Here is an 11,850-nt window from a genome sequence, read left to right as displayed (position 1 = left end):
ACGACGCCTCCGACCCGAGCGTTAACACTGCTCGGCAGGGGGCTGATAGCTGTGACGTGTCCAACGATCAGGAACCGAGGAGGGGCGTCAGATGAGTCGCCGCAGGAACAAGAAGAAGCATCCGTACGCCCCCACGCTGTCTCCGGCACCCGCCGCCGCAGCATCCACCCGCCGAGTGTGGGCAACGGTTACGGTGCGCGCCGAGGAGCTGCTGGAGACCGACACGATCAAGGTGGACGGAAAGTGGCGTGAGGTCTTCGACGTCTGGAAGGACGGAGACGACGTCGCCGAGATGTTCGGAGACGGCAGCGACCTCACCGTGAAGATCATGAACAAGATCGACTGGAATAGCCCGTGCTGGGTGGCCGTCCGCTATGTCGATGAGGGACGTTCCACGGCGGACGAGGTAGAGAGCGGCATCGCGTTCTTCACGCTGCGAGATCTGGTCGAGATACAGGTTCCGGCAGGTCACGACCTCGCCGCATAGGTACGACAGCCCTGGTCCTGGTCGGCTGCGCGCCGGTTCGATCCCGGCGCAGGGCACCAACGGCAGCGCACGAGCGGAGCAAGTCTCCCTCCTGTGCTGCCGTTCGTATTTCCCGGATAGATGTCAGTGGCCCGTGATAGATCGGTGCTGCTGCTCCCTGGCCTGATGAGGACGCTATGAGCGAGAAGGACTACATGAACATGGTCGACCCGTGGCTGCGTATACGGGTGGAGCACCTGAAGGAGCTGGTCGACGCAGCTTCCCTGCCCGACTTCGAGACGCAGGCCACCGAGATCGACAAGCTCTGGAAGGCTCTGCACGACTACGAGGAGATGCACCGCACGCGTCTGGAGTCTAAGCGGCGCCCGGAGCTGGAGCGGCTGACGGTCGACGAGCTGGGCGAGATGCACATGGAGCTGTCGTCCGGTCGGTGGCCCGTCCGCAAGGCCGAGCTGGTTTCCGCTCTGCTGGAGATGGAGTGGCGCAGCGGCGCGATTTGGAAGGCGTACCGCGATGCTCGCCACTCCTATACCCGCTTCGACAACTGGCGCGAGGAGCTGAAGCGACTGCCGGTGAGACTCCAGGAGCTGGAGGAGGAGGCCACCTCGATTGCGAAGAACCTGTCGGCGACAACCTCCGTCGAGGCGATCTCCAACATGAAACGGTACGGAATGCGAAGCATGGTCGCGTTCTACCAGGCCGAGACGGCGACGGCGGCGCGACTGCTGTACCAGGAGGGCGGCTACTTCCCGGCCGTGATGGAGCTGATCAACCGGGCCCGGCAGATGCTCTACTACACGGCCTCCAGCCGTCTGGAGGCCAGCGTGGACGGGGCGAGCGAGGTGGCGAAGCTCCTGGCCGCCCGGGAGCTGCTGACCCTGTCCGCTCGGTATTTGCCCGCCGAGGTGCGTCCGTACTTCCCCAGCCGGTAGAGACTGTCCTAGTACTCCGAACCGGTGGACAGTTACGCTGGCCTCTGTTCACCGGAGGCTACTGAGGACTGACGATGCCAAGAGACGACGAGTGGTACCGCGAGGAGTACAAGGGCCGCGAGGAAGAGCTGATCTCCTCGGAGGAGATCCTTGAGATGACGGGCTACACCCGGGGCGCCCTGACCAAGTGGAAGTCCCGCCATGAGGACATGCCCAAGGAAGTCTGCAAGAAATGGCGGGATACCAGTGCGCAGAAGCGCGGGCACGGGGCGCTCGACTCTTACTGGGTCCGCGACGAAATGCTCCCGTTCCTCGAAAAGCGCCTAGAGCTGGCGCAGGTCCACCGCGCAGAGGACGACCGGGACTCCCGGTACGCGATCGTCTCTGTCCGGCTACGCGAAGACACCGCGAAGCTGGCATGGATCGCTGAGCAAGAGACCAGCCTCAAAACCGCGCTTTCCAAACTCCGCGAAGAGCGTGAGCAGATCCAAGACCGTTTGGTTGACGACCGCCGGTTCGTAGCTGCGTACGAGCGAGAAAACCAGCAAGAGAAGAAGGAGTCACTGTGACCACCCCTGAGTCCGATGACGTCGTGGACGTCATCGACGGTATTGAGCTGAAGCGCAAGGGCAACTATCTCTGGTTCCGGCACGACGGCGTGAGCTACGAGGTCAAGGACGACATTCAGTATGGCTGGGGAGCCTCGAAGTGGGGCCGGTCCTACTGCTCCGGCCAGAAGTCAGCCGTAGAAGCGTTCCGCATCGCGGTCAGGACCATCACCCGCGAGGCCGCCGAGGAAATCGAGCGTAAGAAGGCAGACGCGGAGTTCTTCGCCGCTTGGCCTGCGCCGCCTGTCACCCTGGCCGACAAGCTCGCCCAGCTCATCTATGTCTATAAGGGCTACACCGAGCCGGACGAGATGGTGCTGCCGGTCACTCAAGGCAAGTACGGAGAGAACGTGGACACGGGTATCACCTTCCGTGATCTTCAGGAGATCCACGCGCGGCTCACCAAGGGGCCCGATCCCTCCAGCAGCACCTGCTAGGTACGACAGCCCTGTACTGGACCGCCAGTCACCCCGACTCACGCTCGGGCAGGGCGCTTGCGTCCCTCTCGCATTGGCAGGGACGGAATTCACACCGTGGGGAGAAGCACGATGGACGACACCGAAGAGCTGAGCGAACTCGACGAGATCGCGGAAGAGGCTCTGGCCGCGCTGTACCGCAACGGGAAGCACTACGACCGCAAGTGGCTGCGGGACAACGCGCGCAAGGCCCAGGCGGGTCCGAACCCGGTCAAGAAGATCATCGTGGACCTCGGTGTTGGCGACTCCATGGAGCGGCTGGATTCCACCAAGGGGCAGAAGCTCCACGGGCCGCAGTCGATCGAAGTTGTCTACTGGCCCGACGGCGGCATCGACCAGAACTGCTACGGACTCGGCAAGGCCCCAGAAATGCCACGCAGCACCTCCAACGGCCGGTACCTCAGCTCCACACCCACACAAGGCCGGAAGGTGGGCGAGTACTTCGACAAGGACATCTTCGAGTGGAACGGCACGGCGAAGACAGCACGGGAGTGGTACGAGCACCCCAGCCGGATCGACGGCCTGAGCCTCACCACGTTCAAGGCCCGGCTGAAGAACCAGGGCATGGGCGTCGAGGAAGCCCTGACGAAGCCCGCCGTGCGCGGTGGCCGCCGCGTCCCCAAGAAGGCGTCCTGATCACCCATACCCCTGCAAGGAGAAGCGTTCGATGAACGATCTGCACGGCCCTCACAACATCGTCGAGGAGATGGAAGAAGCGGCGTACGCCAACGGGCGGCACTACGACCCGGTCTGGCTGCGCGAGAACGCCGTCCCCGCAGAGTCCGGTGATCACCCGACGACGAAGATCATCGTTGACCTGAACCTTGGTGACTCAGTGGCTGTACTTAGCTCCGGCAAGGGCAAGAAGGTCTGGGGGCCGAACTCCGTCGAGACAACCTTCTGGTCCGACGGCAGCGTCAGCCAGACCGTCCACGACCTCGGCAAGGCCCCGGAGATGCCTCGCACCACTCCGGCTGGCCGCTTCCAGAAGCCCGACGCCCACAAGCGCGGCAAGCCGAAGCCTGATGCCAGGCGAGGCCCGCGCGAGCCCGACACCCAAACCTTCGAGTGGGACGGCGCGAGCAAGACAGTTCGGGAGTGGTACGCCCACCCGGACCGGCACGAGTCGCTGTCCAAGGAAGCGTTCCGCAACCGCCTCAAGGAGCTGGGCTGGGACGTGCAGCGGGCACTGACCACCCCGGCACGCAAGCACCCGTAGGTACGACCGGCCACAGGCCGCTTTTGATCTCAGGGGAGAGAGATATGAGCACGACCGAAGAGCCGCGCGAGTGCCTGGACCGGCACAAGAAGGACCACACCTGCCAGGGTTCGGTCACCGGCCAGGAGTCCCGCGCGGGCACCCTGATCTACCGTTTGCGGGGCCGGTCACGACGCGTCTGAGGAACACTTCCAGAAGGTGCGGGCCGTGTACCCCGACTCTGCCACGCCCCCGGACTGGTTCGACGAGAGCGCCGCTGGCGAGCGCTGGGACGACGACTACTAGGCCACCCCCCAGCCATCTCATCCGCATCACGAACGAAAGAACGGAGCGCGCAGTGCAACCGCGTCCGCATCAGATCGAAGCGCTGGAAGCGATTCGGAGCATAGGGCCCTCCGGGCGAGCACTCGCCGTACTTGCCTGCGGTACGGGCAAGACCCTCATCGGTCGGATGGCGGCCCTTGAGCGGGCCGGGGACGACGGCAGGGTCATGCTGCTGGTTCCGAGCAAGGAACTGTTGCGGCAGACGTACGAGGACTGGCAGCGTGATGTGCCAGGCGGCGTGGACGGGTTGCTTGTCTTCTCCGACCCTTCTGTGGGCGAGGCGAACGCCACCACCGACTCCGACAAGATCGCTACGTTCCTCCGCACTGAGACAGGCCGGATCAGGCTGCTGCTGTGCACATACCAGTCCGCAGCCCGCGTTGCCGAAGCATACGAAGCAGACGTAGATCTTCCTCCGCTGGACGTCATGGTCCTCGACGAGGCACACCGCACCGCAGGACCTGGCGGCCACGCCTACGCCCTCGTGCTCGACGACAACCGCATCCCCGCCACCACGCGGATCGCACTGACGGCCACAGCAAAGGTGCACCCGGCTGGCGACGGCACGCAGGATGTCGTGAGCATGGACGATCCGTCCTTGTATGGCGAGAGGGTCTACGAACTCACCTTCGGCGCCGCGATCCAAAAAAAGCTACTGTCCGACTTCCGGGTGGCAGTGGTCCTAGTGGCCGACGAGGAAGTCCACCAGGTCCTCCTGGAGCAGACGAGCCTGCCTCGGGGGGACGAACTGACCACCTCGCAGGTCGCCGCCCAGATCGCCGTCGCCCGCGCGGTCGAAGAGTACGGCCTGCGCCGCATCATCGCCTTCCACGGCCGTCGCGAGCGCTCGCGCGTCTTCACCAACACACTGGGCAGCACAGCTTCCACCGTCACTCGGGTACCCATCGAAGCGCTTCATGTCGACGGCACCAGCAACCCCTCTGAGCGGCGGGCAGTGCTAGCCAAGCTGGCAAACCCGGATGAGGGAGGCGCAACAGTGCTTTCGAACATTCAGGTTCTGACCGAAGGCGTGGACGTTCCGTCGGTCGACAGCGTCGTGTTCGCCGACCCCAAGACCAGCAAGATTGCCATCGCCCAGGCGGTGGGCCGTGCACTGCGTCTGCACCCGGGCAAGGACAAGCCGTCCGTCATCGTCTTGCCGGTTTACCTCGCACCTGGCGAGAGCCCTGAAACGGTCCTGGAGGGCAGCGACTTCCGGCATGTGTGGGCCGTGCTCTCCAGCCTCCGCGACTTCGACGAGCGGATGGACTCCAGCTTCTCGCAGGCTCGGATGGAGTTCGGCGAGCAGGAATTCACCGGCCAGGACAGGTCGGTCTCCCTGCCCAGCGCGATCGAGATTCTGGGCGAGGACGGGGTCTTGCAGAGCAAGCTGCATGAGGCGCTGAAGCTCCACATCCTCACCAACACTACTGAGTCCTGGCTGGACCGGTACGGCAAGCTCAAGGCGTACTTGGAGTTCACAGGCGATGTCCCGAAGAACTCCTACGTGACGCCACAGGGCGACGCTCTGGGTAGCTTCGCCGCCTCACAGAAGACGAACTACAAGAAGGGCGTGCTACTGCCGTCCAGGGCCGAACTCCTGGAAAAGCTCCCCGGCTGGAACTGGGGCAAGCGTCAGGAGCGGTACCCCGAGATCGACGAGCCAGCCCTCATGGAGCTGGTCGACGAGTTCAACAACGTCCTTCGGGACCACAGCGTCGAGAGCGAACTCCGCTCGATGCGCATGATCAAACTCGCCTACCGCTGCGAGCGGTTGGTCCCGGAGTTCAAGTGGCCTCCAAGCAAGTACAGGGCGTTCGTCAACAACGCCGTTGGCACCATGCACGGCCTATGGAACCGCACGAAAGACCACCCCAACTCCCTCTACCACCAGACCGTCAAGGGTGAGGAGTTGGCAGCCGAGTTCCGCAAGGTCGCGGAGGAGGGCGACCCCTCGACCCGGCGCGAGCGCATGGCGGACATCGCCCGCAGCTTCGAGGAGATTTTCCCTCACTTCAAGGTCTCCGAATACCGGCATGACCCGTGGTTCCTCGAAGAGGCCGAGCGCATGAAGGCCCATTTCAGACAGCAAGAACAGAGGACACCTTGAGCAACTACGTCATGATCTCGGCCCAGGAATTCTGCGATGTCACGGGCCTGACCATGGCCCGTTTCAAGCGGTACCGCTCGCTCATGCGCAAAGCACCCGCTGACATGGAACCGTTCCCGCCCGAGGTCTACGAATACAACACCACCGTGATCTTCGATACCGGGGAACTGTGCGAGTGGTTCATCGACCTCTACACCGAAAAAATCACCCACGAAGAAGAACGTCTCAGTGAAGCCGTGAAGACGCTCCAGACGTCGCTCAAAGTGAATGATCTCAACACCATTGAGAACTGGGAGAGAGCCTTCACCACAGCCCGCCTGGCACTGGTCGGGTACACCAACCGTGAGCGCCCCGCGACGCAAAAGCGGCTCGACCAGGCTCGCAGCGACTACTTCAAGCTGCCCAAGGAGATCCTTACCAGCAAAAAGGTGCTCGCTGAGTCCGAGCGCGTCCTCAAGGAACTGACAGGAGAAGCGACCTCGTGCCAGAAGCACAGCGCACCGTGACCATCCCTGGGATGCTGCGCCCTTTCCGTAAGTTCCTGGACACGGCGCCAGACACGCCCGAGCGCCGTACCGCGAAGGAAGCATGGGACAGCCTCATGTGGCGCGGCCGTCCTAGGGGCGAGTCTGCCGACATGACCGTCACCTACGAGCAGGCTATGTACCTCAAGGAGCGGCTGTACGAGTTCGTTGAGGCCGACGGCACCATGCTCGCCCGGCCCGGCGCCCGCAAGGTCATCGACCGCCTCGACGTGGGCTGGAACTCGGAGTGAGCGTGACTAGCAGACACCCGGAGCCGCCGGTCCCCCAGGCCAAGGCAACCCTGGCACGGTGGGCTGAGATCCAAGAGAAGATGAAGACGTCCGGTACCAACATCAAGCAGCCGTAGGTACGACATGCACCCTCGCCAGTTGCCGAAGCTCCGAGACGAAACCACAGCGCACTACGAGCAATACCCGAGCAAGACCATGTCCCCGATGCTCCATGGCTCCAAGCTGTTCTGGGCTTCCGAACAGCAGGTACGGCAAACATGCAAGATGGCCGATTACCTGGACGACCACACCGGAATGCTCGACTACGCCCCGACCCCCCAGGGCTTCATGTGGTTCGACCACGCGGACGCCGCACTGCTGGGCTTCGCCATCCACGGCATGAACGTCCCCCTTCGGGTCTTCTCCTGGGACAGCCTGCAAGACCCCTCGGGCAAGCTGACGGTGGTTGCATGGTCGATGACCGAGGAAGGCCCACCACCGGCTCCCGGCAGAAACGTCGGCCCGCTCCAACCCGTGCTGTACGGGAGATTCGGAAGCGAGACCGAAGACAACGACGTCCGCCTACTGCTCCGAGGACAGAGCCGCGCCGTCGAGCCCGAACTCCTCTACCCAGCCTTCGCCATGTGGTATCGCATGACCCTGCCGCGCTTCGCGGCTGTATCGCTCTCCCCGCCCACTGCCTCACAGGCCAAGAAGGCGACTAATAAGGGACGACCCTCCGACTGGGCAGAAGTAACCCTGGTCGACGCGGTCTCACGACCGAAGCCATCACAAGGTTCGAGCGACAGTGAGGGCACCGGCCGGAAGCTCGAATATCGACAAGAGGTCGAGGGCTTCTGGCGAATGCAGCACTATGGGCCGAAGAGTTCCTTGCGGAAGAAGATTTGGGTCGACGACTATGAGCGCGGCCCCGAGGACGCGCCCAAGCGTCCAAAGCGGGAGTCCGTAAAGACTTTCAAGTGACGGACGTTGCAACTCTTCCGCAGTCAGCAAGCAACTGCGACGGATACATCCCCAGCGGCCCGCACGACAGCGGCTGCTAGCCTCCTTCACCCCATCAGCACAAGGAGAATTCCAGTGGCACAGAAGGTCCAGATCCTTCTCATCGACGACCTTTCCGGCGACGAGGCTAACGAGACCATCACGTTTGCCCTCGACGGAAAAGCCTACGAGATCGACCTGAGCACGAAGAACGCAAAGAAGCTCCGCGACGCTCTCGATCCCTATGCCAAGGCCGGACGCAAGACGGGCGGCCGGAGCACCACCAACCGCCCCAAGGTGGCTAGGACCGGAAACAGCGGTCCCAGCACTGCTGACATCCGCGACTGGGCGAAGGCCAACGGGTACAGCATCAACCTGCGTGGCCGCGTTCCTGCCAACATCCGGGAGGCACACGAAAGGGCCATGGCCGCATGAGCAACGACCCTCGTCTCGACGGACAGAACACCAACCCGCCCCAGACCCTCGACTACGAGCGGATCGCCGAGGCGACAGACATGACGGTCGCCTGGGACACCCAAGGCGGCGGACGGGCCACCCCCACCGAAATCGGCGAGCGTGTCGACCTCGATGCCGTCTACAAAATGGCCATGCAGCGTGCCGAGGAAACCAAGGGCCTCTGGGGCAACACCCGCCCCGGAGCCACCCAGATTCACCGGCAATTCATCCACGTGTGGATGGAGGGCTTCATGTACGCCCTGGTCTATACCGAGCAGGCCAAGCTGACGTCGCTCTTCGGGAAGCTCCCCGACCACAACCTTCTCGGTGCCACCAACAGCATCATCGGCGGCCACTGGGGCGAGGACCGCGAGGAGCAGTGGAAGAAGCGCATCGACGGAGCAACCCTCGTGCACGTCGCCTCCGTGCGCTCCATCCAGGCCATCCAGATCCGCCAACTCGACAAGCCCCCACTCGATGAGCTGGTCACTACGCAGGCTGCACACTGGGCTGACGGCTTCTCCATGGGCCTGCTCTTTGCCGAACTCGGCGGCCACCGCGAGGACTGAGCCCACCCCCCATACCTCAGCCCCACCAGCACATGCCCGAGCAGGTGGGGCCGAGGTACCTTCCCCCAGCCCCACCCCGGATGTCAGTGGCGCCCATTAGAGTGATCAGCGTTCTGATTGCGGCCCATCGGGCTTCTGCGCATCGGCGCGGACATGCCTCACCCGCACACGTCGTTTCGTGCTGCCTGGGGATGTCCTGTGTCGTTGCTGCGTATGTCTGCTCGTGCCCTTGCCAAGGAAGCTTCCGCGAACACACTCGCCGAGAATCTCGCCGTGCAGTTCAAATTCACTCACGGTTACAACGCGGGTGAGAGCGAAAAACGGTCCTGGCAAAACAGCCTCCCCGCCCTCGCCAACACCCTCATCGACGCAGGGCTCGGCGACATCGAAGTCTTCGTGGAGTACCCGGTCCCGCTCTCCAGCTACCGCGTGGACGCCCTTCTCGCCGGAGCCCACCCCACAACCGGCGAGCCATCTTACGTCGTCGTCGAGCTGAAGCAGTGGACCGAGGCGACCCCAGTACCCGATTCCGAGGACCTTGTTGTCGTCAAGGGCATGGGAAACATCGCCCGCCTTCACCCCATCGCCCAGGTACGCCGCTACTGCGACCACATCGCCGACTTCACTAAGTCGCTGCACGGCCACGCACACCGCATCAGCGGGGCCGCCTACCTCCACAACGCGACAAACTTCGGCGTGGACCCCCTCTTCGACTTCCCCCACGACGATTACGGACGGCTCTTCACCGGCTCCAGCAAGGGCGAGTTCCAGGAGTACCTCACCAAGCGCCTCGCACCCACATCCGGAGCCCAGGCCGCCGACGACCTGCACCCTGAAGCCATCGCCCCCAGCAAACAGCTCATGCAGGTTGCTGCCGACGAAATTAAGGACCGCAGCCAGTACAACCTCCTCGACGAACAGCAGGTCGCCTACTCGCTCGTCATGCGAGCCGTAAAGAAGGCCCGGCAGTCCGACTTCAAGGAAGTCATCGTCGTCACCGGCGGTCCCGGCTCCGGCAAGAGCGTCATCGCCATCCAGCTCCTCGGCGAGATGTACCGCAACGACTACACCGGCATCCATGTCACCGGCTCCAAGTCGTTCACCACCACACTTCAGAAGGTCGCTGGCAAGGGAAACAGCCGCATCCAAAAGCTGTTCCGCTACTTCAACAACTTCACGCACGCCGAGAAGAACGCCCTCGACGTCCTACTGTGCGACGAAGCCCACCGCATCCGCGAATCCTCCAACCACCGCTTCACCCCGAAAGACAAGCGCAGCGAGCGCAAGCAGATCGAGGAACTCCTCGACGCCGCCCGCGTCCCCGTCTTCCTCCTCGACGAACACCAAGTCGTCCGCCCCGGCGAAATGGGCACCGCCCAGGAAATCGACGACGCCGCCAAGGCGAAGGGCCTTACCGTCCGCCACGTCAACCTCGACGGCCAGTTCCGCTGCGGCGGCAGCCGCGCCTACGAGGAATGGGTCCTGCGCCTGCTCGGGCTCGCCCCAGGCGGCCCGATCCCCTGGAGCGGCGATGACAACTTCCAAGTCCAGGTCGCCGAAACACCCCAGGAACTGGAAGCCATCCTGCGCTCCCACCAAGGTGCCGCCGATGGCAAGCAGCAGGCCCGCATGACAGCCGGGTTCTGCTGGCCCTGGAGCGAACCCGTCCTCGATGACGACAAGAACTTCGTCGGCCTCGTCGACGACGTCACCCTCCCCGTATGGGACTGGAAACACCCCTGGAACGTACAAGGCGACCGCAGTGTCGGCGGCTTCCCCTCCAAGAACCTCTGGGCAACCGACCCCGCCGGATTCTCCCAAGTTGGCTGCATCTACACCGCCCAAGGCTTCGAATACGACTGGAACGGCGTCATCTTCGGACCCGACCTCGTCTGGCGCGATGGCCTCTGGATCGCCGACAAAAAGGCCAGCAAAGACACCGTCGTCGCCCGAGCCAAACAAGACGAGTTCGAACATCTCATCCGCAACACCTACAAGGTTCTCCTCACCCGAGGCATGCAAGGCACCGTCCTCTTCTCCACTGACGAAGAGACCCGGGAGAAGCTCCGCAGCCTCGTTCACAGGGACTAGCATGCTCCGCCTCCTGTGACGCAGACCGCACATGCACACCAAAGGAGCCTGTCCGTCCCTTCGGATAGGCTCCTTTGGTGTGCACAGCGGAGGGGCAGCATGAAGCACCGTGAGATGCAGGCCCGTAAGGAAGCGCAGGAGGAAAACCGTGGGAAAGATAGCTGAGTTCGTCCGAAACAGGCGCGAGCAAAGCGAACTGAAGAAACTCAGGTGGCAGAACAAGAGACTCGTCCGCCTCGGTGAACAGTCTGCGAGGGCTGGGGGGAAACGTCAGTCCCTACGGGACTGGCACACCTTCCTCATAGATTCCGACGATGCGGTCCTCCACAAGACCGTCTGCCGTGAGGGCAAGTTCGATACCTACGAAGTGGCCACACTCCGCGAAGCAGACACGATCGTTTCCTATGTCTGGCGCGCAGGCTGGCGCGTACGGCACCGCCCCGAACCGGCAACCAAGACAGACGCCCTGGACCAGCACCACGCGACGCAAGTCGTGGTGAACATCTCGGACACGCTCAGCTGACAGAGCCAGGTCTACGGGCCGTCCCGCCCGAGCCTGAGTTCTCGTAACAGAGCGGACTGCCGAGTCATTGATGTTTCGAAGCACAGGAGAGCAGATGGATACGGAAACCCAGCCCCAAAATAAACGGTGCGCAGACTGCGGAAAGCGGCTGCCGGAGGGGACCAATCGCTCGGAATGTAAGCATTGCGAGAAGTGCGTGAACTTCCAGTGCATAGCAACGCACCGTGAAGTTCAGGAACGCGCAGAGAAGGCCGCAGGCTCCTAGATCGTGCAAGAGCTGAATGAGCACCCTCCAGAAA

General features: G+C 63.3%; 15 protein-coding genes. All 15 read left to right on the top strand.

Going from position 1 to position 11,850, the window contains the following annotated elements:
* The first annotated feature begins 91 nt into the window (after positions 1-91).
* The gene (locus QMK30_RS15995) at positions 92-487 is read left to right on the top strand and encodes a hypothetical protein (RefSeq protein ID WP_283518650.1); all 396 of its coding nucleotides are present in this window, start codon (positions 92-94) and stop codon (positions 485-487) included.
* A 176-nt stretch (positions 488-663) separates the two neighbouring features.
* The gene (locus QMK30_RS15990) at positions 664-1,419 is read left to right on the top strand and encodes a hypothetical protein (protein WP_283518649.1); all 756 of its coding nucleotides are present in this window, start codon (positions 664-666) and stop codon (positions 1,417-1,419) included.
* A gap of 74 nt (positions 1,420-1,493) precedes the next feature.
* Positions 1,494-1,988 (top strand): hypothetical protein, encoded by a 495-nt coding sequence (locus QMK30_RS15985; RefSeq protein WP_283518647.1) that lies wholly within the window; start codon positions 1,494-1,496, stop codon positions 1,986-1,988.
* Positions 1,985-2,464 (top strand): hypothetical protein, encoded by a 480-nt coding sequence (locus QMK30_RS15980; RefSeq protein ID WP_283518646.1) that lies wholly within the window; start codon positions 1,985-1,987, stop codon positions 2,462-2,464. The genes QMK30_RS15985 and QMK30_RS15980 overlap by 4 nt, the downstream gene beginning before the upstream one ends.
* 111 nt (positions 2,465-2,575) lie before the next feature.
* Positions 2,576-3,139, top strand: a complete 564-nt coding sequence (locus QMK30_RS15975) for a hypothetical protein (protein ID WP_283518645.1) — start codon at positions 2,576-2,578, stop codon at positions 3,137-3,139.
* Between the two features lie 31 nt (positions 3,140-3,170).
* On the top strand, positions 3,171-3,722 hold the full coding sequence (locus QMK30_RS15970) for a hypothetical protein (protein ID WP_283518644.1): 552 nt from the start codon (positions 3,171-3,173) through the stop codon (positions 3,720-3,722).
* Positions 3,723-3,766: 44 nt separating this feature from the next.
* Positions 3,767-3,904, top strand: coding sequence for a hypothetical protein (locus QMK30_RS15965; RefSeq protein ID WP_283518643.1), 138 nt, complete (start codon positions 3,767-3,769; stop codon positions 3,902-3,904).
* A 155-nt stretch (positions 3,905-4,059) separates the two neighbouring features.
* A complete protein-coding gene (locus QMK30_RS15960; protein ID WP_283518642.1) occupies positions 4,060-6,156 on the top strand; it encodes a DEAD/DEAH box helicase in 2,097 nt (698 codons plus the stop codon).
* On the top strand, positions 6,153-6,662 hold the full coding sequence (locus tag QMK30_RS15955) for a hypothetical protein (RefSeq protein WP_283518641.1): 510 nt from the start codon (positions 6,153-6,155) through the stop codon (positions 6,660-6,662). The genes QMK30_RS15960 and QMK30_RS15955 overlap by 4 nt, the downstream gene beginning before the upstream one ends.
* Before the next feature lie 131 nt (positions 6,663-6,793).
* Positions 6,794-6,931, top strand: a complete 138-nt coding sequence (locus tag QMK30_RS15950; RefSeq protein ID WP_283518640.1) for a hypothetical protein — start codon at positions 6,794-6,796, stop codon at positions 6,929-6,931.
* A 138-nt stretch (positions 6,932-7,069) separates the two neighbouring features.
* Complete coding sequence (locus tag QMK30_RS15945; RefSeq protein WP_283518639.1) at positions 7,070-7,894, top strand: hypothetical protein; 825 nt, start codon at positions 7,070-7,072, stop codon at positions 7,892-7,894.
* Positions 7,895-8,008: 114 nt separating this feature from the next.
* The gene (locus tag QMK30_RS15940; protein ID WP_283518638.1) at positions 8,009-8,347 is read left to right on the top strand and encodes a histone-like nucleoid-structuring protein Lsr2; all 339 of its coding nucleotides are present in this window, start codon (positions 8,009-8,011) and stop codon (positions 8,345-8,347) included.
* Positions 8,344-8,937, top strand: a complete 594-nt coding sequence (locus QMK30_RS15935) for a hypothetical protein (protein ID WP_283518637.1) — start codon at positions 8,344-8,346, stop codon at positions 8,935-8,937. Before QMK30_RS15940 ends, QMK30_RS15935 begins: the two co-directional genes overlap by 4 nt.
* Positions 8,938-9,150: 213 nt before the next feature.
* Positions 9,151-11,028 (top strand): DNA/RNA helicase domain-containing protein, encoded by a 1,878-nt coding sequence (locus tag QMK30_RS15930; RefSeq protein WP_283518636.1) that lies wholly within the window; start codon positions 9,151-9,153, stop codon positions 11,026-11,028.
* A gap of 148 nt (positions 11,029-11,176) precedes the next feature.
* A complete protein-coding gene (locus QMK30_RS15925) occupies positions 11,177-11,551 on the top strand; it encodes a hypothetical protein (protein ID WP_283518635.1) in 375 nt (124 codons plus the stop codon).
* Positions 11,552-11,850 lie beyond the last annotated feature (299 nt).

The organism is Streptomyces sp. H27-C3, assembly GCF_030063415.1.
Classification (GTDB): domain Bacteria; phylum Actinomycetota; class Actinomycetes; order Streptomycetales; family Streptomycetaceae; genus Streptomyces.
The sequence above is the reverse complement of the archived record's forward strand: the minus strand, read 5'-3'. Positions and strand labels throughout refer to the sequence as shown.